This is a genomic window from Microbacterium sp. FW305-3-2-15-F-LB2 (assembly GCF_058787255.1).
In genome coordinates this window covers 1,086,238-1,108,304 of sequence record NZ_JBYSZO010000001.1, presented here as the reverse complement: position 1 = coordinate 1,108,304, position 22,067 = coordinate 1,086,238, and the positions used below count along the sequence as shown (strand labels likewise).

At 70.1% G+C, this 22,067-nt stretch carries 23 protein-coding genes; 7 read left to right on the top strand and 16 right to left on the bottom strand.

Translation table 11 applies throughout. The annotated features are described in order from the left end of the window. The first annotated feature begins 34 nt into the window (after positions 1–34). Positions 35–652 carry a DedA family protein gene (locus tag AC3WLZ_RS05305; protein WP_412924046.1) on the top strand — a complete coding sequence of 206 codons (618 nt, stop codon included), beginning with the start codon at positions 35–37 and terminating at the stop codon, positions 650–652. An 11-nt stretch (positions 653–663) separates the two neighbouring features. Here AC3WLZ_RS05305 and AC3WLZ_RS05300 read toward each other — a convergent pair whose 3' ends face one another. Continuing rightward, positions 664–1,425 carry a fructosamine kinase family protein gene (locus tag AC3WLZ_RS05300; RefSeq protein ID WP_492469326.1) on the bottom strand — a complete coding sequence of 254 codons (762 nt, stop codon included), beginning with the start codon at positions 1,423–1,425 and terminating at the stop codon, positions 664–666. A gap of 46 nt (positions 1,426–1,471) precedes the next feature. On the opposite strand from AC3WLZ_RS05300, the gene AC3WLZ_RS05295 reads away from it, so the two are divergent. Next, positions 1,472–2,254, top strand: a complete 783-nt coding sequence (locus AC3WLZ_RS05295; protein WP_492469325.1) for a DNA/RNA non-specific endonuclease — start codon at positions 1,472–1,474, stop codon at positions 2,252–2,254. Between the two features lie 24 nt (positions 2,255–2,278). Here the strand turns inward: AC3WLZ_RS05295 and AC3WLZ_RS05290 are convergent, their stop codons facing one another. The 6 genes from AC3WLZ_RS05290 to efeU all read right to left on the bottom strand — a co-directional run bounded on the left by AC3WLZ_RS05290 (position 2,279) and on the right by efeU (position 8,810). Then, on the bottom strand, positions 2,279–2,881 hold the full coding sequence (locus AC3WLZ_RS05290; protein WP_492469324.1) for a class I SAM-dependent methyltransferase: 603 nt from the start codon (positions 2,879–2,881) through the stop codon (positions 2,279–2,281). A gap of 373 nt (positions 2,882–3,254) precedes the next feature. Next, positions 3,255–3,899, bottom strand: a complete 645-nt coding sequence (locus AC3WLZ_RS05285) for a CE1759 family FMN reductase (RefSeq protein ID WP_412924042.1) — start codon at positions 3,897–3,899, stop codon at positions 3,255–3,257. Position 3,900: 1 nt separating this feature from the next. Continuing rightward, a complete protein-coding gene (locus AC3WLZ_RS05280; RefSeq protein ID WP_492470944.1) occupies positions 3,901–5,106 on the bottom strand; it encodes an LLM class flavin-dependent oxidoreductase in 1,206 nt (401 codons plus the stop codon). Positions 5,107–5,300: 194 nt separating this feature from the next. Continuing rightward, positions 5,301–6,581, bottom strand: coding sequence for an iron uptake transporter deferrochelatase/peroxidase subunit (gene efeB / locus AC3WLZ_RS05275; RefSeq protein WP_492469323.1), 1,281 nt, complete (start codon positions 6,579–6,581; stop codon positions 5,301–5,303). Between the two features lies 1 nt (position 6,582). Then, complete coding sequence (efeO, locus tag AC3WLZ_RS05270; protein ID WP_492469322.1) at positions 6,583–7,812, bottom strand: iron uptake system protein EfeO; 1,230 nt, start codon at positions 7,810–7,812, stop codon at positions 6,583–6,585. Next, positions 7,809–8,810: an iron uptake transporter permease EfeU gene (gene efeU / locus AC3WLZ_RS05265; RefSeq protein ID WP_412924039.1), complete on the bottom strand. Its 1,002-nt coding sequence runs from the start codon at positions 8,808–8,810 to the stop codon at positions 7,809–7,811. Before efeU ends, efeO begins: the two co-directional genes overlap by 4 nt. Positions 8,811–9,029: 219 nt before the next feature. On the opposite strand from efeU, the gene AC3WLZ_RS05260 reads away from it, so the two are divergent. Further along, entirely contained in the window at positions 9,030–10,046 is a 1,017-nt protein-coding gene (locus AC3WLZ_RS05260) for an isopenicillin N synthase family dioxygenase (RefSeq protein ID WP_412924038.1), read from the top strand. 237 nt (positions 10,047–10,283) lie between these two features. On the opposite strand, the gene rpsO is transcribed toward AC3WLZ_RS05260, so the two are convergent. Then, complete coding sequence (rpsO, locus tag AC3WLZ_RS05255; RefSeq protein ID WP_412924037.1) at positions 10,284–10,553, bottom strand: 30S ribosomal protein S15; 270 nt, start codon at positions 10,551–10,553, stop codon at positions 10,284–10,286. A gap of 165 nt (positions 10,554–10,718) precedes the next feature. Here rpsO and AC3WLZ_RS05250 point away from each other — a divergent pair, with 165 nt between their 5' ends. The 3 genes from AC3WLZ_RS05250 to AC3WLZ_RS05240 all read left to right on the top strand — a co-directional run bounded on the left by AC3WLZ_RS05250 (position 10,719) and on the right by AC3WLZ_RS05240 (position 13,233). Beyond that, complete coding sequence (locus AC3WLZ_RS05250; RefSeq protein ID WP_412924036.1) at positions 10,719–10,940, top strand: DUF167 domain-containing protein; 222 nt, start codon at positions 10,719–10,721, stop codon at positions 10,938–10,940. Next, positions 10,937–12,238 carry an MFS transporter gene (locus AC3WLZ_RS05245; protein WP_412924035.1) on the top strand — a complete coding sequence of 434 codons (1,302 nt, stop codon included), beginning with the start codon at positions 10,937–10,939 and terminating at the stop codon, positions 12,236–12,238. Before AC3WLZ_RS05250 ends, AC3WLZ_RS05245 begins: the two co-directional genes overlap by 4 nt. Before the next feature lie 77 nt (positions 12,239–12,315). Then, positions 12,316–13,233 carry a DMT family transporter gene (locus AC3WLZ_RS05240; RefSeq protein ID WP_492469321.1) on the top strand — a complete coding sequence of 306 codons (918 nt, stop codon included), beginning with the start codon at positions 12,316–12,318 and terminating at the stop codon, positions 13,231–13,233. Positions 13,234–13,302: 69 nt separating this feature from the next. Here the strand turns inward: AC3WLZ_RS05240 and AC3WLZ_RS05235 are convergent, their stop codons facing one another. The 3 genes from AC3WLZ_RS05235 to AC3WLZ_RS05225 all read right to left on the bottom strand — a co-directional run bounded on the left by AC3WLZ_RS05235 (position 13,303) and on the right by AC3WLZ_RS05225 (position 15,778). After that, a complete protein-coding gene (locus tag AC3WLZ_RS05235; protein ID WP_077050207.1) occupies positions 13,303–13,863 on the bottom strand; it encodes a YceI family protein in 561 nt (186 codons plus the stop codon). 148 nt (positions 13,864–14,011) lie between these two features. Beyond that, positions 14,012–14,377: an FKBP-type peptidyl-prolyl cis-trans isomerase gene (locus AC3WLZ_RS05230; protein ID WP_412924032.1), complete on the bottom strand. Its 366-nt coding sequence runs from the start codon at positions 14,375–14,377 to the stop codon at positions 14,012–14,014. 240 nt (positions 14,378–14,617) lie between these two features. Then, positions 14,618–15,778 (bottom strand): PrsW family intramembrane metalloprotease, encoded by a 1,161-nt coding sequence (locus tag AC3WLZ_RS05225; protein ID WP_492469320.1) that lies wholly within the window; start codon positions 15,776–15,778, stop codon positions 14,618–14,620. A 93-nt stretch (positions 15,779–15,871) separates the two neighbouring features. Here AC3WLZ_RS05225 and AC3WLZ_RS05220 point away from each other — a divergent pair, with 93 nt between their 5' ends. Next, positions 15,872–16,738 (top strand): fumarylacetoacetate hydrolase family protein, encoded by an 867-nt coding sequence (locus AC3WLZ_RS05220; RefSeq protein ID WP_412924030.1) that lies wholly within the window; start codon positions 15,872–15,874, stop codon positions 16,736–16,738. A 174-nt stretch (positions 16,739–16,912) separates the two neighbouring features. Here the strand turns inward: AC3WLZ_RS05220 and AC3WLZ_RS05215 are convergent, their stop codons facing one another. The 5 genes from AC3WLZ_RS05215 to AC3WLZ_RS05195 form a co-directional block, all read right to left on the bottom strand. Beyond that, on the bottom strand, positions 16,913–18,376 hold the full coding sequence (locus AC3WLZ_RS05215; RefSeq protein WP_492469319.1) for an aspartate ammonia-lyase: 1,464 nt from the start codon (positions 18,374–18,376) through the stop codon (positions 16,913–16,915). A 61-nt stretch (positions 18,377–18,437) separates the two neighbouring features. After that, the gene (locus AC3WLZ_RS05210; RefSeq protein WP_492469318.1) at positions 18,438–19,415 is read right to left on the bottom strand and encodes an IS481 family transposase; all 978 of its coding nucleotides are present in this window, start codon (positions 19,413–19,415) and stop codon (positions 18,438–18,440) included. 170 nt (positions 19,416–19,585) lie between these two features. Then, a complete protein-coding gene (locus AC3WLZ_RS05205; RefSeq protein ID WP_492469317.1) occupies positions 19,586–20,485 on the bottom strand; it encodes a phosphodiesterase in 900 nt (299 codons plus the stop codon). A gap of 35 nt (positions 20,486–20,520) precedes the next feature. Next, positions 20,521–20,847, bottom strand: coding sequence for a peptidase (locus AC3WLZ_RS05200; protein WP_412924027.1), 327 nt, complete (start codon positions 20,845–20,847; stop codon positions 20,521–20,523). Further along, positions 20,844–22,067, bottom strand: a complete 1,224-nt coding sequence (locus AC3WLZ_RS05195) for an inorganic phosphate transporter (protein WP_412926111.1) — start codon at positions 22,065–22,067, stop codon at positions 20,844–20,846. The genes AC3WLZ_RS05200 and AC3WLZ_RS05195 overlap by 4 nt, the downstream gene beginning before the upstream one ends.

Genomic DNA, 22,067 nt, shown 5'->3' with positions numbered 1-22,067 from the left:
CGGCGCGTCTCGATCGGCGGCGGAGAGTGACCGGGTGGATGGGATCGACGCTTGGCTCGGGGCTCTCGCGGCGAGCCCGTGGGCGCTTCCGGCGATGGCCCTGCTCGTGTTCGCCGATGCGTTCCTCGTCGTCATCCCCGGCGAAGCGGCCGTCACCGCGTTCGGTGCGCTGGCCGTCTCGCACGGCACCCCGCCGCTCGTCGCGGTGATCGCGGTCGCGGGCGCCGCGGCGTTCTGCGGCGACCTCTCCTGCTACCTCGTCGGGCGCGCCGTCGGCGTCGAGCGTTGGGCGTGGATGCGAGGGCCGCGGGTGCGCGCGGCCCTCGAGTGGGCGCGAGCGCGCCTCGAACGAAACGCGGCGGTCGTGCTTTTCACGGCGCGGTTCGTGCCGTTCGCCCGGCTCGCGGTCAACCTCGCGGCGGGGGCGGCGCGCGTGAACCCGGCGCGGTACCTGGGCGTCGCGGCCGTCGCGGCGATGGCGTGGGCCGCGTACCAGGCGGTCATCGGCGCGGTCGTCGCCGCGCTGGTCCCGGGTGGGCCGGTGGTCGCGGTGATCGTGTCGATCGTGGTCGCCGTGGGCCTCGGCGTCGGCATCGACCTGGTGCTCGCACGCCGCGCACGCCGCCGCACCGCTCGGGACGTGTCGGCCTGAACCGCTCGAGCTCAGGCGAGCGCGAGCGTGCGCTGGGCGGCATCCACGAGTTCGTCGCCGTACGCCGGTCCGTGTCCGGCGGCGTGCACGGCGAGGGGGTGCAACTGGTGCAGGGGCACACGCTCCCGCCAGCCGTGACGCAGCGGATGCCGCCGGTCGTACGCCTCGAGGATGCGGTCGAGGAACGGGCAGCCGAAGAGGGCGAGCATCGCCAGGTCGGTCTCGCGGTGACCCCCGTGCGCCGCGGGGTCGATGAGCACGACACCCTCGCGTGACCACAGCACGTTGCCCGACCACAGATCACCGTGGAGGCGGGCCGGGGGCGCGTCGTCGTCGAAGGCTCCGGCGGCGATGAGCGCGCACGCCCGCCGGACCACCGCGGACCCGGATGCCGTGAGGTTCCCCGCCGCGACGGCGGGGTCGAGGAACGGCTCGACGCGCTGGGCGGCGTAGAACGCTCCCCATCGCGGTTCGGGGCGCGCGGGCTGCGACCGGCGTCCGATGAAGATGTCGCCCGTCCAGCCCGGCGGCGGATCGCCGAACGCCGCGGCTCCCGCGTCGTGGGTGGCGGCGAGCGCCGCGCCGAACTCCTCGGCGGCCTCCGGCGTGGCGCGCACGGTCTCCACGCGTTCGAGCGCGATGCGCGTCGGCGCGACCTCGAGCACCTCGACCACTCGGGCGCCGTCCGCTTCGGCGAGCCACCGCAGACCCGCGGCCTCCGCCGCGAAGAACCCCGCGGGCGCGTCGTCCCGCGACTTCACCAGCCGTTCCATCGTCCCAGTCTGTCGCGATGTCGGAGGCTGCGGGCACGATGGAGCGATGAGCGACGGTTTCGACCCCGACTTCCTCGGCATCCCCCTGCCCCTCCCCTCCCCCGCCGTCGAGACCATCCGGCTGGATTACCCGCGATTCTCCGTGCTGCTCGACCCCGTGCGGCGGTTCGCCGCCGTCACGGGCGTCGTCATCGACGGAGCGACGCTGCTCGACCTGCCCCGCTCCGGCGAATGGCGGCTCGACCCGCGCGCACCCGAGACCGCGCAGGCCGGTCCCGAGATCTACAGCCGCAACGACCTCGATCGCGGCCATCTCGTTCGGCGCCGCGATCCCGGGTGGGGCAGCGTGTCCGAGGCTCGGGATGCCACCGCCGCCACGTTCTTCTACACGAACGCCGCCCCACAGGCCGCGGGCTTCAACCAGTCGAAGGATCTCTGGCTGGGGCTCGAGGACCACGTGCTCGCCTACGCCGAGACCACCGACCAGCGGATCGTGGTCTTCACGGCGCCGGTGCTCGACGAGGCAGATCCTCCCTACCGCGGCATCCGGGTGCCTCTGCGGTTCTGGAAGATCGCCGCCTGGCGCTCCGACGCGAGACTCGCCGCCGCCGGGTTCGTGCTCGACCAGACCTCGCTCGTCGATACGCGTCAGGGCCTGCGCGTGCCTCCCCTGGGGGCGTTCCGCACGTTCCAGGTGCCGATCGCCGACATCGCCGCCGAGGCGGGCGTCGATGTCGGTCCGCTCGCGGGCGCGGACGTCCTCGTGCGACCCGGCGTTCGACCGGCGGGTGCTCGCGAGCTGCGGGGTGCGGACGACATCGTGCTCTGATCGCCGGCTCCGCGCCGCGCGGGCTCAGCGCACGCGCACCGCGTGCAGCACCGTATCGACCGCGGCGTGCGTGTGCCCGCCGCGGAGTTCGGCGTCCGCGGTACCTCGGATCATCCGTTCACAGCGCTCGATCCGGAACCGGTCGTCGAGAGCGCCCCGCAGCAGCTCGGGCGTGTAGAGGATCGCGGGGTCCGACGGTCCGTGTCCCCCGGCCGCGATGTTCTCGACGTCGTGTCCAACGACCACGAGTGTCCCGCCGACCGCCACCCACTCGGCGATGCGCGCGATCGCGGAAGCGCTGTCGCTCAGGTGCAGGTAGCACGACACCACGAGATCGACGGATGCCACGGGCTCCCACGCGTGGACGTCGCCCTGGACCCACGACACCGCGTCGCCGCCGGGCCGGGAGGCCGCGATGGCGAGCGCCTCGGCCGAGAAGTCGACGCCCGTGACGCCCCAGCCGCGCGCGGCCAGCCAGAGCGCGGTCCGCCCGTCACCCGTGGCCACGTCGATGGCGGATCCCGGCGCCAATGGCCCGACGATCTCCCGCACGATGGCGGGCGGCTCGCTCGCCCACACCCCTCCGGCCGAGGCTCGATAGCGCTCGTCCCACTGCGCGGCATCCATGCCCTCACCCTATGGCCGGCGCAGGACCGCGGTGATGCGCGCGACGTCGGCGCCGCGCGCCCGCACAACCTTCAGCGATCTGCACGACCTCAGCACGAATCCGCACGAACGGACTGAGGTTGCGCTAATCGCGGAGGTTGCGCGGAGCGGACGCCGTGACGCCCCACAGCTCCGCATCCACCCGTCCACAGCGCCCCGCCGCACAACCTCAGCGATCTGCCCCAGCTCAGCACGAATCCCGCAGCCGGACTGAGGTTGCGCGAATCATTGAGCCAGCGCGCCCGCGCACGCCGCGCAGCACGCGAAGCCCACGCACGCGGGCAGGACGGCACGAAGCCCCGCCCTCCCGGAGGAGAGCGGGGCTTCGAACGGGTCACTCGCCGGCGAGACCGCCCAGCAGGTGGCCGAACGACTTGCCCGCACCCAGGTACGAGGCCGGGTCGTACGGGTCGGCGTCCTGCACGGGCTCCCGCGCGGCGATCGCGTCGGCGAACTCCCGCGCGGCGCGGTCGACCCGCGCACCGAGCGGGGCGACCTCGTCGGCGTTCGCACCCCAGTCACTGGATGCCGCGAACACGCCGGTCGGAACCGGGTTCGCATGCAGGTACGTGAAAAGGGGGCGGATGGCGTAATCGATCGCGAGCGAGTGGCGAGCGGTCCCCGCGTTCGCGCCGAGGAGCACCGGCGTGCCGCTGAGAGCCTGCGGGTCGAGCACGTCGATGAACGACTTGAACAGACCCGAGTAACTCGTGGAGAAGATCGGCGTCACCACGATGAGGCCGTCGGCAGAGACCACGGAGTTGATCATCTGCTCGAGCGCGGGCGGCGCGAAGCCGGTCAGCAGGTTGTCGGTCAGGTCGTGCGCGAAGTCGCGCAGTTCGAACACGTCGCTCGTGGCATCGATCCCGCGCTCGCGGAGCTCGGCGAGCGCCGCATGCGCGAGTCGGTCACCGAGCATCCGCGTCGACGACGGGGTGGACAGCCCCGCGGTCACGACCGCGATACGGCGGGCGGTCATGTCAGGCCCCCACTCGCGTCGCGGCGGCACCGAAGGCGCTGCCGGCCTTGGCCGGGGCGTCCTGGTACGGGCTGCCCGCGGTCAGGTTGTCGCCGCGGTTCGCGCCGGGAACGGCCTGCCGCGGAGCGGCACCCGCGTAGGTCTTCTCGACCAGGTTCGCGTGCGTCGGGGCGTCGGGCACCTCGGCCGGACGGTTCTTCTGCAGCTCCTTGCGGAGCACGGGGACGACCTCGCCACCGAGGATGTCGAGCTGCTCGAGCACCGTCTTGGTCGGGAGTCCGGCGTGGTCGATGAGGAACAGCTGACGCTGGTAGTCGCCGAAGGTCTCGCGCATCGCGGCGTACCGGTCGATGATCTGCTGCGGCGAGCCGACGGTCAGCGGGGTCATCTCGCTGAAGTCCTCGAGGCTCGGGCCGTGGCCGTAGACCGGCGCGTTGTCGAAGTACGGGCGGAACTCCCGCACCGCGTCCTGCGAGTTCGACCGCATGAACACCTGGCCGCCGAGGCCGACGATCGCCTGCTGGGGCGTGCCGTGGCCGTAGTGGGCGAAGCGCTCGCGGTAGAGCATGATGAGGCGCTGGTAGTGCTCCTTGGGCCAGAAGATGTTGTTCGCGAAGAAGCCGTTGCCGTAGAAGGCGGCCTGCTCAGCGATCTCGGGCGTGCGGATCGAACCGTGCCAGACGAACGGGGGAACGCCGTCGAGGGGACGCGGGGTCGAGGTGAAGCCCTGCAGCGGTGTGCGGAACTTGCCCTCCCAGTCGACGACGTCCTCGCGCCACAGCTTGTGGAGCAGGTCGTAGTTCTCGATGGTCAGCGGCAGGCCCTGACGGATGTCCTTGCCGAACCACGGGTAGACGGGGCCGGTGTTTCCGCGGCCGAGCATGAGGTCGGCGCGACCACCGGAGACGTGCTGCAGCATCGCGAAGTCCTCGGCGATCTTCACCGGGTCGTTCGTGGTGATGAGGGTCGTGGAGGTCGTGAGGATGAGCCGCTCGGTCTGGGCGGCGATGTACGCGAGGGTCGTGGTCGGCGACGACGACCAGAACGGGGGGTTGTGGTGCTCACCGAGGGCGAAGACGTCGAGCCCCACCTCTTCGGTGTGCTTCGCGATCGTCAGCGTGTCCTTGATGCGCTGGGCCTCGCTCGGGGTCTTGCCGGTGGTCGGGTCCTGGGTGATGTCGCTCACCGTCATGACACCGAACTGCATCCCGGGCCAGTTGTTCGTCTCGTTCACGATGCCCTTCCTTTTTGTATGCACCTGAATATACATGGGAGAACGCGTGGGCGCGAGATCTATTCCCGAGCCCCGCGTCCGGCATCCGCACGCAGAAACGCTGCCGTTCAGCAGAAACGCCCGGACCCGGCGTTTCCGCCGAGCCCGAGCGTTTCTGCACGAGACAGTCAGGCGCCGAGCAAGCTCGCGCCGATCGAGGCGCCGGACGTCGGCGCGGGAGGGACGGCCCACAGCCCGGAGCCGACGTGCTTGAGGTACTCCCCCATCGCGTCGGTCGCGAGAGCGCGCTGCAGGGTGACGAACCGGTCGGGGCTGCGCTGGAACGACAGGAAGAACAGACCGGCGTTCAGCCGGCCGAGGTCGGTGGTGCCGTCGACGAAGTTGTAGCCCCGGCGGAGGATCCGGATGCCGTTGTTCATCTCCGGATGCGCGAGACGGACGTGACTGCGTTCGTCGATGCGGGGTTTGCCCGCCGCGTCGGTCGCGGCGAAGTCCGGTGCCGTGAACTCGTCCCCGCCGGAGAGCGGAGCCCCCTGCGCCTTGTCTCGCCCGACCACGCGGTCCTGCTCGGCGAGGCGCGTGCGGTCCCACGTCTCGATGAGCATCGCGATGCGCCGCGCGACGAGATACGACCCACCCGCGAGCCACGCCGGCCCCTCGGATGCCGACACCCACACGTTCTCGTCGAGCGCTTCGGCGTCGTTCGCCAGGATGTTCGCCGTGCCGTCCTTGAAACCGAAGAGGTTCCGCGGGGTCGCCTGATCGGTGGTCGTCTTGGACGTGCGCCCGAATCCGAGCTGCGACCACCGGATACTCGCGCGCCCGAAGGCGATGCGGCTGAGGTTGCGGATCGCGTGGACGGCCACCTGCGGGTCGTCCGCGCACGCCTGGATGCACAGATCGCCGTCGGAGCGCTCGGGGTCGAGGTCATCGCCCAGGAAGGCGGGCAGGCGCTCGAGCCCGGCTGGACGCTGGTCCGCGAGGCCGAAACGGTCGTCGAACAGCGACGGTCCGAACCCGAACGTGATCGTGAGGTTGCTGGCGGGCAGCCCCAGCGCCTCGCCCGTGTCGTCCGGCGGAGCCTCGGGTGATCCCCCGACCGCGCCGGTGGCGCTCACCTCGAGGCCCTGCATCATCCGCGTCGCGGCGTACGTCCAGTCCGCGAGCAGCGACGAGAGGTCGTCCCGGGTGGTCCGCGCCATCATGTCGTAGGACGCGAAGTGAAGGTGGTCCTGCACCGGCGTGGTGATCCCCGGCTGATGGATGCCATCCCCTGACGCCACGGCATCCTGAACCTGCCGCTCGCGCGCACGGCCCAGCGCAACCCCGCCCGCGACACCCGCACCGGCCCCGATCGCGAGGCCCGCCGCACCGGCCCCGACAGCGAGGCCGATCAGGCCGCGCCGCGACAGACCCGTGGCATCCGGGGAGTTCTCGACCTCAGTCATGTCACTCGAGGACGGTGACGGTGAGCTGCGACAGCGGCTCGGCGAGCGCGTTGATGAGGTCGGTGAGCTGGCGCTTGTCATCCTCGGTCAGCTGCGAGTACGGCACGAAGCCGGCATCGGCGGAGCCGTGCGTGGCCAGGGCCGCCTCGAGGTCGGCGTAGCCGGTGTCGATACGGGTGACGAGCGACGCGCCCTTGTCACCCTTGGACTCGGCGAAGTCCCGCACCAGCGAGAACGCCATCTTGGAGCCCTCGACGTTCGCGGCGAAGTCGTACAGGTCGGTACCCGACCACCAGTCCTCTTCGCCGCTGATCTTTCCGGTGGCGACTTCGTCCAGGAGCGCGATGGCACCGTTGGAGATACCCGCCACGCCCTGATCTGTGAGCGCCTGCTCGAACGCGTCGGAGTGGACGTAGTCGTACAGCTCCTGCGTGTCCTTGATGAGGGTGTCGCCGTACGTCGCCCGCTCGGCGGGGGTGGACGGCGCCCAGTCCTTCCACGCCGGGGTCTCGCCGTCGGCGTTGAGCGCGTCCTGCGCGGGGACCCACAGATCCTTCTCGATCCGGTGGAACCCGGTCCACGACAGCCCCTCGGCGACGGCGTCGACCTCGCGGTAGTCGATCCGCGGGTCGAGGTCGCCGAGCGCCTCGGCGATCGGCTCGATGCGCTCGTAGAACGCGCGGACGTGCGGGAACTGCTCGCGCGCGGCGGCGTCGTCACCGGACTCGTAGACGTCCGCGAACGTCTGGACGGCCGGAAGCAGCTGTCCGACCTGGTCCTTCACGAACGCGGCGTACAGGTCGATCGCCTGCTGCTTCTGCTCGGCATCCTCACCATCGATCGCGACGGCCTCACCGGTGACCGAGAACGCGGCGCGACCGACTCCGTCGCCGACCATTCCGGGCTTGCAGAGCGTGAAGTAGTCACCCGGCTGGGCCGTCACGGTCAGCGTGCGCGAGGCGCCCGGGGCGACGTTCTCCACCTCACCGACGATGCGCAGGCCGTCGGAGGCGAGCAGGTAGAACTCGGTGACCTGGTCTCCCTTGTTCGCCACGTCGAAAGCGAGCGTCCCGCTGGGGGCCGTCGCGGCCGAGACGTCGCAGCCGTCGGCCGTCGAGGTGACGGTGAGGGCTCCGGTGGCGGCCGCGTCGGTCTTGGCGACGCAGCCCGAGAGGACGAGGACGGCCGCGCCGGCTGCGGCCGTGGCCGCGAGGAGGCGAGTCGGGTTCATGATGCTCCGTTCGGGTGGGCGACGGATGCCGCGGCGGGCGCGGCATCCGGAGTCGGGGTGGGGGCGGCGGGCTCGGCATCCGTGCGCGAAGCACGGGCCGACGCACCGGACGGGCGACGGTTCGCCCGCACGCCGCGGACGAAGAGAGGGACGACGACGGCGACATAGGCGACCCACGCGATGACCTGGAGCCACGTCATCTGAGGCATGAAACCCACCGTCGCCTGGAGGAGTGCGGCGAGTCCACCGCTCGGGGCGATGACGCCGGAGAGGTCGAAAGCCCAGCCGAACGGGAAGCCCGCCCATCCGACGGCAGCGAGGCCCGTCGCGGGGTCGATGGTTGCCGACGCACCGAACGGGCCCGGCAGCGCGCCGCCCTCTTGCAGGTCGTGGACCGCGTACGCGAGGACGCCCGCCGCGACGATGACGAGGAATGCGCCGGTCCAGGTGAAGAATCGGCCGAGGTTCAGCCGCAGCATTCCGCGGGCGATGAGCCAGCCCAGCAGAGCCGCGACGACGAGGCCGACGAGGGCGCCGACCAGGGACACGGGCTTGTCGCCGAAGCCCTGCACCATCGACCACAGCAGCAGCGTCGTCTCGACGCCCTCACGCGCGACCGAGACGAACCCGACGGCGACGAGCGCCCACACGCTGCCCTGCAGCGCGCGATCGATGCCGCCCTCGAGCCCCGCCTTGAGAGTGCGTCCGGCCTTCTGCATCCAGAAGATCATCCAGGTCACCATGGCGACCGCGAGCAGGGAGAGCCCTCCGCCGATGAGCTCCTGCGCCTCGAACGTGAGGGCGTACGCACCGAAGGTGAAGATCGCACCGATGACCACGGCGAGGGCGATCGCCAGCCCCACGCCCACCCAGAGGCGGGGCAGCGCGTCACGCCGCCCGAGCTTGGTGAGATAGGCGACCAGAATGCCCACGACGAGGGCGGCTTCCAGGCCCTCACGCAACCCGATGACGAACGGGGCGAAGAAGGAGGCGAGCACGGGCGAAGACCGACTTTCGGGATTTCGGAAGGGATGCCGCGGCACTGCGGGTAGGTAAGGACAGCCTCACCTGACTCAGCAACTTTACGCAATGTCGGCCTCCGCCCGCACCCCACCCATCGGCGGGTGACCCCCGCCAACCGGCGGGGGTCGCGCATCGGGCGGTAACCCTCGGCAACATTCGACCATCGCGGCCACCGACCGACTTAGCCTCGACGTATGCCCGAGCTGAACCTCCCGATCCTCGATCTCTCGCTCCTCGACCAGGGGCCCGAGGCCGCCGCTCGCTTCCGTGACGATCTGCGGACCGCGACCCGCGACGTCGGGTTCTTCTATCTGACGGGAACGGGCGTGAGCCCCGAGCTCGAGGCGCGCCTCCTTCACGCCGCGAAGGACTTCTTCGCGCTCCCCGAGGCCGAGAAGCTCGCGATCGAGAACGTCACGAGCCCGCACTTCCGCGGATACACGCGCGTCGGCGGCGAACTCACGCAGGGCCGCGTCGACTGGCGCGAGCAGATCGACATCGGACCGGAGCGCGAGGCGATAACCGACCCCGACGGCCCCGGCTACAACCGACTCGTCGGCCCGAACCTCTGGCCGGCCGCGCAGCCGGAGCTGCGCGATGTCGTGTCGGAGTGGCACGACCACCTGACGGGGATCGCGCGGAAGCTCCTGCGCGCCTGGGCCCTCTCACTCGGCGCCGATGAAGACTACTTCGACCGTCACTTCGGCGACCCGCAGACCCTCATAAAGATCGTGCGGTACCCCGGCAAGGACGACCCCACGCCCCAGCAGGGGGTCGGCGCGCACAAGGACTCGGGCGTCCTGACGCTGCTGTGGGTGGAGCCGGGCAAGGGCGGCCTGCAGGTGCTGCGCGACGGCGAATGGGTCGATGCCCCGCCGGTGCCCGGCGCCTTCGTCGTCAACATCGGGGAGCTGCTCGAGTACGCCACGCAGGGCTACCTCACGGCGACGAATCATCGGGTCATCTCGCCGCGGTTCCCCGACGAGCGCATCTCGGTGCCGTTCTTCTTCAACCCGGCCCTCGACGCGGTCCTCCCCATCATCGACCTGCCCGCCGAGCTCGCCGCCGATGCCCACGGTGTCGAGAACGACCCGACGAACCCGATCCACGCCACCTACGGCGAGAACGCCCTCAAATCACGCCTGCGGGCGCACCCCGACGTCGCCGAGCGCTGGCATCCCGACCTGGTCGCCGCGCGCGCGGCATCCTGATCGGTCCGGCGGGGTCGGCGCGCTCCGCCCCTCCCCGATAAACGCTCCCTGCACCGGGAAACGCTCGCCGAGAGCGTGTCTCAGTGCAGGGAGCGTTTATCGATGGATGCCAGGCTCCGGGCGCCTCGGCGCGCGCGGGTGCCTCACGTCCCGCCCGGCCTCCGGGAATGACGAAGGCCGCCCCACACCGTGGGGCGGCCTTCCAAGAATGTTTTGCGCGATAGAACGCTGGTGCGATTAGCGACGCAGACCGAGACGCTCGATGAGCGAGCGGTAACGGTTGATGTCGACATCCTGCAGGTAACCCAGCAGGCGACGGCGCTGACCGACGAGCAGGAACAGGCCACGGCGCGAGTGGTGGTCGTGCTTGTGAACCTTGAGGTGCTCGGTGAGGTCCTTGATGCGCTGCGTCATCATCGCGACCTGCACCTCGGGGGATCCGGTGTCACCGGGGTGCGTCGCGTACTCTTCGATGATCGCCTTCTTGACGTCTGCTTCGAGTGCCATAGATGGGATCCCCTTCCTCTAGTTGCGCGGCGCCCGACGCCTGATGCGTGGGCTCTCTTTATCCGCGGCCGATCCAACGGCAACCGAATGAGTCTACCAGCATCCGGATGCCGTCACCCACCCGCGCGACGGCCGCCCTCCCCGGGGGTGCCGTAGCCTCGACGAGTGCAGATCACCGTCCGCGTCAAGCCGGGCAGCCGGCGTGGCCCCCTCGTGGAGAACGGACCGGACGGCCTCCTCGTCCACGTGCGCGAGCGCGCCGCCGACGGCGCGGCGAACGCCGGCGTCGTCCACGCCCTGGCCGATCACTTCGGCGTCGCGCCGCGCGACGTCGAGATCGTGCGTGGCCACACCGCGCGGGTCAAACGCGTCGAGGTCGCGGAGTGAGTCGCGGCAGCGCGCTGATCGATCTGCGCCCGCTCACCACCTCCCCCGCATTCGCGCGCCTGTGGATCGGGTCGACGCTCTCGGGCATGGGCGGCCAGCTCACCGTCGTGGCGGTGATGCTGCACGTGTTCGAGCTGACCCAGAGCACGTTCGCGGTGTCGATGATCGCGGTCGCCGGGCTCGTGCCGATGGTGCTGGCCGGGCTGTATGGCGGCATGCTCGCGGACGCGTTCGACCGCCGGACGGTCGCACTGCTGGCCGCCTCGGTGACGTTCGTGTCGACCGCTCTCCTCGCGGCCCTGGCATGGACGGGCCTGGAGAATGTGGCATCCCTCTTCGTGCTCAGCGTCGTGAACTCGGCGGCGAACTCCATCGTCATGGCCACGCGCTCGGCGATCACCCCGCGCCTCCTCCCCCGTGACCTCCTCCCGGCCGCGGCCGCGCTGCAGGGCGTCACCGTCGGGATCATGGTCATGGCCGGTCCCGCCCTCGCGGGGGTGCTCGTCGCGGTCGCCGGGTACGCCTGGACGTATTCGCTCGATGTGCTCCTCATGACCTCGCTGTTCCTCGGCCTGTGGTCGCTGCCGAAGCTCCGGCCCGAGGGCGAGGTCGTCCGCCCCGGGCTGGAGTCGTTCCGCGACGGCGCTCGATTCCTCCGCCGCGCACCGAACATCCGCCTGCAGTACCTGCTCGACATCACCGCGATGACGTTCGGCCAACCCATCGCCCTGTTCCCCGCGATCGGCGCGGTGCTGCTGGGCGGTGGAGCCATCACGACCGGCGTCCTGACCGCGGCCGTCGCCGCCGGGGCGTTCCTGTCGAGCCTCTTCTCGGGACCGGTCGGTCGCGTGCGACGCCAGGGCCTCGGGATCGAACGCGCGATCCAGGTCTACGGCCTGTCGATCGGCGCGTTCGGCCTCGTGCTGCTGGCGGCGACATTCGGCTGGGCGCGCCCCCCGGACACGGGAGAGGACTCCGGGGCGATCGTGCTGATCGTGCTCGCGGCGATCGTGCTGGCGGTGTCGGGAGCCGCGGACAACGTCAGCGCCATCTACCGCTCGACCATGATGCAGGCGGCGGTCCCGGATGCCATGCGCGGACGCCTCCAGGGCATCTTCATCGTCGTGGTCGCCGGCGGCCCGCGCGTCGGAGCGCTCTACGCGGGCACTCTCGCGACGCTCACGGCCCTCTGGGTGCCGCCGCTGCTGGGTGGCATCCTGATCCTCGCCCTCGTCGGGCTGCTCGTGCGGTTGTCTCCGCGGTTCCGGGAGTACGACGCGCTGAACCCCGTCCCCTAGCGCCAACCACCGGCGGATTCCGGACGTCTCAGCCCACGGCCCGCACGCGTGTCCGACCCCGGGCCTAGGGTCAGGACGTGGCATCCTCCCCCTCCCCCTCCCCGGTCTCCATCACGGTGCAGTTCGTTCTGACGGGCATCGTGTGGGGCTCGAGCTTCCTGTTCATCGCGGTCGCCCTGACGGGCCTGACGCCCGCGCAGGTCGCCGGGGGACGGCTGGTGTTCGGGGCGCTCGCGCTCGCCGCGGTCGTCGCCCTGCGCCGGGAACCGTTGCCGCGCACGCTCCGCGTCTGGGCGCACCTGTGCGTCCTGAGCGTGTCGTTCTGCGTCGTGCCGTTCCTGCTCTTCGCGTGGGCCGAGCAGCACGTGTCGTCGGGACTGGCGAGCATCTTCAACGCGACCACCCCGATCATGACGGCGATCATGGCGTGGACGGTCTTCCGCGTCGAACGGCTGCGCGCGGGTCAGCTCGCCGGGATCGCGCTCGGCATCCTGGGCGTCATCGTCATCATCGCCCCCGGCGCGCTCACCGACGTGGGCGGCAGCACCGTCGCGCAGGTGGCGCTGCTCGGCGCGACGGCGTGCTACGGCTTCAGCCTCGCGTACATGCGGCGATTCCTCGGCGACGCGGGCCTGTCCGGCATCGCCTTCGCCTTCGGCTACATCGGCCCGGCGGCGGCACTCATGGTGCTCCTGTCGCCGATGATCCTGGCCGAGCCGATGCGGCTGACCCCCGAGGTCGTCGCCAGCATCGTCGCGCTCGGCGTTCTCGGGACCGGCCTGGCGTACGTGTGGAATCAGAACACGCTGCGCGCGTGGGGACCCACCCGCGCTTCGACCGTGACCTACATCACCCCGGTCGTGGGGGTCGCCCTCGGCATCCTGATCCTGGGCGAGCGACTCACCTGGAACGAGCCGACCGGCGCCGTCATCGTCTTCCTCGGGATCCTGCTCGTGCAGGAGCGGGTCCGCTTCGGCCGCCGCCAGCGCGCCTGACTCACGGTTCCGGAAACGACGAAGGTCCCGGATGCCGTGGCATCCGGGACCCGCGTGAAGGAGAGGCGATCAGGCCTGCAGGGCGAACTGCAGGTCGAGCTCGATGGTGACGTCCTTGCCGACGAGCACACCGCCGGTCTCGAGCGCCGCGTTCCACGTGAGGCCGTACTCCTCGCGGTTGATGACCGTCTTCGCGGTCGCGCCGGCCTTGTAGTTGCCCCAGGGGTCGGTGCCGAAGCCGCCGAAGTCGATCGCGAAGGTGGCGGGCTTGCTGACGCCGCGGATGGTGAGCTCACCGTCGACGAGGAAGTCGCCGTTCTCGACGCGGGCACCGGTCGAGCGGAAGTCCATGGTGGGGTAGGTCTCGGTGTCGAAGAACTCGGCCGAGCGCAGGTGCTGGTCGCGGCCCTCGTCCTTGGTGTCGACCGAGGTCACGTCGACGGATGCCTCGACGGTGGCCTCGAGCGGGTTCTCGGGGGCGACGAGCGTCGCGCTCTTCATGCCGAAGGTGCCGCGGACCTTCGAGATCATCATGTGGCGAACGGTGAAGGTCACCTCGCTGTGCGAGGGGTCGAGCACCCAGGTGCCCGCCTTGTAGCCGGGGATCTCGAGCGTGGTCGTGTCGGTCATGTCACTCCTTGAGGTCTGGGGAGCCGGATCGGCGTCCTGCCGCGGTCCAACTCGCATTCATACGAATGTATTCCACGATTCCCGAAAAACACGAACCCGAGGGGGCCGGAGCGCCCTCGGGTTCGTGAACAGACGGTGAAACGCGGTGTCAGCCGACCTTGAGCAGATCGATGATGAAGATGAGGGTCTTGCCACCGAGGAAGTGGCCGCCCGCGGGACCGTAGGCGAGGTGCGGCGGGATCACGAGCTCGCGGCGTCCGCCGACCTTCATGCCCGGGATGCCGTCCTGCCAGCCCTGGATCAGGCCGCGGAGGGGGAACTGGATGCTCTCGCCGCGTCCCCACGAGGAGTCGAACTCTTCGCCCGACTCGTACTCGACACCGGCGTAGTGCACGGTGACGGTGTCGCCGGGCTTGGCCTCGTCGCCGTCGCCGACGATGATGTCGCGGACGACGAGGTCGGAGGGGGCAGGGCCGGTGGGAGCGTCGAACTCCGGCTTGGTGCGATCAGTCATGAGACCATCCAAGCACGCGAAGCGCCGCCGCGAACCCCCTGCACAAAGACTCAGCGCCCGGTGCCGCGGCGATGCCTGCGTGTCTCCCGGGCGCTGAGTTGGCCTACATCGATGGTGCTCCGGCCCACCGGCCCGTGTCAAGACCCCCTCCCGCGACCCCCGGCGAGCACGGCGAAGCGGGACGGATCGCCCCCTCCCGCGACCCGGGCGAGCACGGCGAAGCGGGACGGATCGCCCCCCTCACGGGGCCAGCAGGGCCGCCCGCGCCGCGGTGGTCCGCTGCAACAGCTCGCGCTCGTGAGAGGCGGCGTGAGCGTCCCGTCCCGAGAGCGCGCGTTGGCGCGCGGCGGCGAGCGCCGTGGCATCCCGGATGAACTCCCTCATGACCGCGGAACGGTCGCCCGGGAGCGACCGCGCCCACGTCACCGACGACCGGCGTCCCGCGCCGGTGGCGAGCATGTCGACCTCCTGTGGCGTGAACCAGCCCGCCGCGGCATACTCCCCCAGCCGTGCCCGCGTCAGTCGGGCCTCCTCGCGCCGGAGGACCAGGATGCCGAGGATGAAGAGCACGAACAGCGGCACCTGGAGGGTGGCGTAGAGCTCGAAGAAGTTGAAGAAGGTCGCCGAGCCGTTCCACAGCGCGTGCAGCACGATCGCGCCGATGAGCCCCGTGAGGGCGTAGCGGAGGGCAGCACCGGGCCGAAGCGAACGCCGGGCGGCGAGCCCGAGAGCGAACCCCGTGAGACTCGTGAACATGACGTGAGCGAACGGCGACAGGACCGCGCGGAGGAAGAACACGCCACCCACTTGCACCGCGCCCCCCTCGATGAAGCTGATCGCGAAGTACTGCACGTTCTCGGTGAAGGCGAAGCCCGCACCGATGAGCGCGCCGTAGACGATGCCGTCGACCGGACCGTCGAACGATCGGCGCGCGCCGACGTACAGCAGCAGGAGACCGAATCCCTTCGCGACCTCCTCGACGATCGGCGCCTGGACCACGGAGCTGAACACGTCGCCGAATCCGCCCACGAGGAACGCCAGCAGCGCGTCGACGCCGAGCGCGATGGCGACCGACGCGACGGCCCCCCACGCGACGGCGAAGACGAGCAGCCGTCGAGGCTCAGGCTCCCACCGATCGATGAGGCGCACCGCGAACCACACGATCACGAACGGAACCACCGCGAGGATCACCCCGACGACGGATGCCGCGGGCCCGAGGAAGCGCAGGAAGTACAGCACGAGCAGCGCGAGCACCGGCACGAGCAGCGCCGCGACGACCCACAGGAGCACGCCGCTGCGTCGAGGGCGGGGCGGGACGACGGCGCCGGCGGACGGCGGGGCGTCGGCGATGCGCGCGGGCTCACCCGGGCCCGGCTGCCACAGCGGCGAGGGGTAGCTCATGCGCACAGCCTAGGGGCGCGCGGACACCGGATCGGCGGGTTTGCGGCGGCGGCCGACGGCATCCATCTCTCCTCGGCCCGGTAGCGTGGGTGCATGCGTTTCGCCCACGTCCGTTCCCCGGAGGCGGCGGATGCCCCTCGTCTCGTCAGCGTGCACGGCGGGGAGTACACGTTCGTCGACGAGCTGTTCCCGGGCGCCCCGTCGACCCTCGAGCAGCTCATCGCCGGCGGCGACGACCTCCTGGATCGGGTCCGCGAAGCGGCGGGGAGCGCTCCCCGGCACGGTCTCGACGGTGTTCTGTTCGCCTCGGCGGTGCTCGCTCCCCCGACGATCCTCGCCGTCGGACTGAACTACGCGGCACACTCCGGCGAGCTCGGGCTGAAGACGGATGCCGGGCCCACGGTCTTCGTGCTGTGGCCCAACTCCCTGACGGCCCACGACGCGACCACGTCGTGGCCGCGCGCCCTCAGCGAGGCCGTCGACTACGAGGCCGAGCTCGGGGTCATCATCGGACGCCCCGGCCGGGACGTCGCCGAGGCGGATGCCCTCGACCACGTGTGGGGCTACACCGTCGTGAACGACATCACCGCGCGCAACATCCAGTTCTCCGAGGCGCAATGGTCGCGCTGCAAGTCCTTCGACGGCTTCACGCCGACCGGCCCCTTCGTCGTCACGGCCGACGAGATCCCCGACCCGCAGGATCTCCACATCTGGACGGTCGTCGACGGTCACACGGTTCAGGATGCCTCGACCGGCCAGATGGTGCGGTCCGTGGCGACGCTCATCCACAAGCTGTCGGAGTCCGCGACGCTCCTCCCGGGCACCCTCATCTCCACCGGGAGCCCCGGCGGCGCCGGCTACTCGCGCGACCCGCAGATCTTCCTGCGCGACCGCTCGACCGTGACCGTCGGGATCGACGGCATCGGCGAGCTGACGACCCACTGCCGCATCCTCGACTGACCGCTCTGCTGTCTCTCCCTCTCCCTCCCGACCGTTCGTCCGTTCCCGGAGACGCCGAGACTTCATCGCGCCGACATGTGCCCCGCAGCCTGCAAGGGACTTGTCGGCGCGATGAAGTCTCGCGGGTAAGTGAGGGGCGGGGCCGCGGGCGGGGACCCGCGCGGGGGCGCGGGGTCAGTCCTCGACGAGGCTGTCGGCGGCGCGGATGACGGGAATCGCCTCGGTGATCGCCTGCAGCCCCGACAGGCGGGCCGGCGAGATCTGCTTCATGACCTCGTCGCGCGTCATCAGCCCGGCCTCGACGACCAGGTCGGCCACGTTGCGATGCGTCAACAGCGCCGTCTTCGCCAGCGCGGCAGCCGCGGCGTAGCCGATGAACGGTGTCAGGGCCGTCACGACACCGACCGACGAACCCACCATGGCGCCGAGACGCTCGCGGTTCGCTGTGATGCCGTCGATGCAGTTGACCCGGAGGGTCCACATGGCCTGCCGCATCCAGGTGATCGACTGGAAGATCGAATGGGCGATGACCGGCTCGAAGGCGTTGAGCTGCAGCTGACCGCCCTCGACGGCCATCGTGACAGTCAGGTCGGCACCGGCGACGGCGAACGCGACCTGGTTGACGACCTCGGGGATGACGGGATTGACCTTGCCGGGCATGATGCTCGACCCCGCCTGCCGCGCCGGCAGGTTGATCTCGCCGAGACCCGCCTGCGGGCCGCTGGACAGCAGCCGCAGGTCGTTGCAGATCTTCGACAGCTTGATCGCGTTGCGCTTGAGGGATGACGAGAACGACATGAACGCGCCCGTGTCGCTCGTGGACTCCACGAGGTCGGTGGCGGTCGCGAGGTCGAGACCCGTGATCTCCCGGAGGTGGCGCAAGACGGCCGGACCATACTCCGGGTGCGCGGTGATACCGGTGCCGATCGCCGTCGCGCCCATGTTGATCTCGAACAGGAGGTAGGCGTTCTCGGTGAGGCGGTTGTAGTCCTCGCCGAGCGTCGTGGCGAAGCCGTGGAACTCCTGGCCGAGCGTCATGGGCACGGCATCCTGGAGCTGGGTGCGCCCCACCTTGAGGACGTCGTGGAACTCCTCGGCCTTGGTCAGGAAGGACTGCCGCAGCAGCCCGAGCTCTTCCAGCAGGCTCCGCAGCGTCAGGGAAAGGCCGATCTTGATCGCGGTCGGATACACGTCGTTCGTCGACTGGCTGCGGTTGGTGTCATCGATGGGCGAGAGGAAGCCGTAATCACCCTTCTCGCGGCCGGCCATCTCGAGGGCGATGTTGGTGATCACCTCGTTGGCGTTCATGTTGGTCGAGGTGCCGGCCCCGCCCTGGATGACGCCGACGGCGAACTCGTCATGGAACTCCCCGTCGATGACGCGCTGCGCGGCACGATCGATGAGATCAGCCTTGGCCGCGTCGAGGACGCCGATCTGCCGGTTAGCCCGAGCCGATGCCTGCTTGACCATGGCGAGGGCCCGGACGAGATCGGGATAGACCGAGATCGGTCGCTTTGCGATCGGGAAATTCTCCAGAGCCCTCGCGGTGTGGATGCCCCAGTAGGCATCGGCGGGGATCTCGAGCGATCCGAGGGAGTCGGTCTCGATACGGGTGCGCGTCATTGCGTCCAAAGCCATGGGGGGTGTCCTTGTGGGTCGTCACGGCGGTCAGGGATCCTTCGAGCCTAACTGTACCCGGTCAGGACGTTGGTGTCAGTCGACTGATCGGCGGGAGGCCTCGGCAAGCGGTGTGTGGACGAGTGTAGTTGTAGTGATCTACCCAAGGCTGTAGAGCGTCAGTACGATCCTGGTTCGAAGCGAACGGATGCCGGTACGCCCACCCCTCCTGGAGCGTCCTGTTGAAGCGTTCAGCCTTGCCGTTCTGCCACGGCGAGTACGGTCGCGTCAGGATGTGCTTTGCGCCGAGCACGGCCAGGGCAGCGTGAAAATCTCGGGAGAGTCGGTAGTTCAGCGCGTTATCGGTCATGACCTCACGAATGCGGATCCCGTGAGTGGCGAAGAACTGTGCGGCATCAAGCAGGAACTGTGCGCAGGTCGGCCCGGTCTCGTCGGGCAGCACGCGGGCGAACGCGAGCCGGGAATGATCATCGACAGCGACGTGCACCCGATCCATGCCCAGCTTCTTCGACTTCTTACGTCCACGGTTGTGGTTGATCACGTCCGGACCGTCGATGCGCCACCCGCCGCCGTCGGGGATCCGGCCGAGCTTCTTCACATCGATGTGGATGAGATCTCCTGGGGCATCGCGCTCGTAACGATGATTCGTGCGGCGAGACGCCCGGATCCTCGCCCCGGTGACGGGGTCGAGCTGGTGCAGCGCCGGGAGCCCGGCGTGAGCGATGATCCGTGACGCCGTCGAGGCGCTCACACCGGTTCTCCGAGCGATCTCATCGCGTCCGATCCGTTCGTCTGCCCGGATACGGAGTACGTGCTCCGAGATCTGCATCGCGGTCTCGTCGGGCGAGCTGTGGGGCTTCGAGGAACGATCGTGCAGACCCGCGAGGCCGTGGCGCCGGTAGCGCCCGACCCAGCGATGAGCGCACTGCCTGGAGATACCCATTTCCTTCGCGACGTGCGAGACCGGGCGCCCTGAAAGTACCCGGTTGACCAGGATGCGTCTGCCCGCGGCAGTGAGTTTGGCGTTACGGTGGGACACGAGAAGGCCTCCTTTGGAGAGTGACGTTAGACACCACTCATCTTGGGGGCCTTCTCGCTATTTGTCAGTCACCAACGTCCTGACCGGGTACACCTAACGACCGTGAGGGGCGTCGTCGTTGGACGCCACGGCCGGGTGAAAGAGGCGGACGCTCCCCCGCGTACAGCGGGTCACCGTTTGCGCGAGAACTCCTCGAGGCGTCCCTCGGGCGTGAGCGCCGCCATCCGCTCCACCCACTCGGGCGTGAAGTAGCCGCCCGGCTCGGCGTCGACGACCGGCACCACCGCGTGGGTGATCGTGTCGTCCCACACGTGGACGAGGTGGAACGACTGACCGGCATCCATTCCGTTGACCTCGTCCGCGGGGCGCGCGAGGTCCATCGTGTAGCAGGAAGCCGCCGAGACGCTCACCGGTACCCCGGCGAACGTGCCCGACGTCGAGTAGTGGAGGTGGCCCGCGAGGATCGCGCGCACATCGCTCCCGGCGATCGCCGCCGCCAACCCGGGCTGGTCGCGCAGCTCCAGGATGTCGAAGAACGGGATGTGGGTCGGCAGTGGAGGGTGGTGCAGCGCCAGGATCGTCCCCAGCGGCGCCGGCTCGGCGAGTTCGGCCCGCAGCCACTCGAGCTGCGCGGCGTCGAGGTCGCCGTGGTGCCACCCCGGAACGGTCGAGTCGAGGGCGATCAACCGCAGACCGTCGAGGTCCCAGACGCCCGTCACGGGTTCCTCGGTCGGCTCGGCATCCAGGAGCCCTGCGCGCAGGGCGGGACGCTCGTCGTGGTTGCCCGCGACCCACACCACCGGCGCACCGAGACGTTCCGCCCACGGTTCGACGGCATCGCGCAGAGCCCGGTACGCCTCGGGTTCCCCCAGATCGGTCAGGTCGCCCGTGAACACGACGGCATCCGGACGCACCCCCGTGGCCTCGGCGGCCTCGAGTGTGCGTCGCAGGTGGGCGGCGGTGTCGTAGCGTCCGCCCAGGAGCCGATCACCGGCGAGCAGATGCGTGTCGCTGAGGTGAAGGATCACACGCCGCGCGGGCGCGTGCTGACCGAACTGCACGGATGCCATGTCCCCAGCCTACGAGGGGGCACCGACACCCCGTGTCAGTGGAACAGGATCAGCAGGAGGGCGCCGAGCACGGCCGCCGCGCATACCGCGAAGCACGCGTAGGCCGCCACGAGAGCGACCTTCTTCTGCCCCGCGCTGAGCGGGTTGCGCGCGGCCGCTTTGGCGACCGCCTTCTCGGCGCGACGCTTCTGCTTGTCGGTGAGCACGGTGATGGCATCCGTGAACTCCGCCGGCGCGACCAGCGGCGGGCGGCCACCGCGCACGAGGAGCCGCAGGCCGAGGGCGTAGAACGTCACGACGATCACGGCGCCGGCGAGCGCCGCGACGAAGACGTGGAGGAAGGCTTCCCAGTCGATGATCATGCGTCGCCGTCCTTCCCGGCCTGGGCACGCTCGAGGCGGAGCTGCCGACGCGTGGGCCCGGGCTTGCGCGGCACCTTCACCGCGGCACCGGAGTCGGCGACCTCGCTCATCGCGTTCGCCGAGGTGACCTCGTCGCGCCGGGAGCGCAGGAACAGCCCGAAGACGATCGTCACCGCGATGACAGCGTCGACCGCGATCCCCCAGCCACCCAGCCAGACGACGAGGAGCGCTGCCGCGGCTCCGACGGCCCCGGCGGCGGGCAGCGTGAGCACCCACCCGATCGTGATACGACCCACCGTCCGCCACCGGACGGTCGACCCGCGACGCCCGAGTCCGGAGCCGATCACGGACCCCGAAGCGACCTGCGTCGTCGAAAGGGCGAAGCCGAGCGCACTGGATGCCAGGATCGTCGCGGCCGTGGACGTCTCGGCCGAGAAGCCCTGCGCGGGCTTGACGTCGGTGAGGCCCTTGCCGAGGGTTCGGATGATGCGCCAGCCGCCCATGTAGGTGCCGAGCGCGATCGTGAGCGCGCACGCGAGGACGACCCACAGCTGCGGGTCGGGCTCGGACGTCGACTGCCACCCGACCGTGATGAGGGCGAGCGTGATGACGCCCATCGTCTTCTGGGCGTCGTTGGTCCCATGCGCGAGGGCGACGAGGGATGACGTGAAGATCTGCCCCCACCGGAAGCCGTCTCGTCCGTCCGCCTTCATGTCGTAGCGGCGCGTGACCCCGTAGGCGATCTTCGTCACGGTGAAGGCGATGATGCCTGCCGTGAGGGGCGCGATCAGGGCGGGCAGGATGACCTTGCTCAGCACGACACCCGTGTCGATGGCCGAGACCCCCACGCCCACCAGGGTCGCGCCGATGAGACCGCCGAACAGGGCGTGCGACGAGCTCGAGGGCAGGCCCAGCAGCCACGTGAGCATGTTCCACGTGATCGCGCCGATGAGACCGGCGAAGATGATCGGCGGGAAGATGTCGGGACTCAGCTGGTCTTCCCGGATCATGCCGCCGGAGATGGTCTTGGCCACCTCCGTCGACAGGAACGCTCCGACCAGGTTGAGGCTCGCAGCCAGGAGCACCGCGACCTTCGGCTTGAGGGCACCCGTCGCGATGGGCGTCGCCATCGCGTTCGCCGTGTCGTGGAAGCCGTTGGTGAAATCGAAGAACAGTGCCAGGACGATGACCAGCACGATGACAAGGGCTGCGCTCTCCAC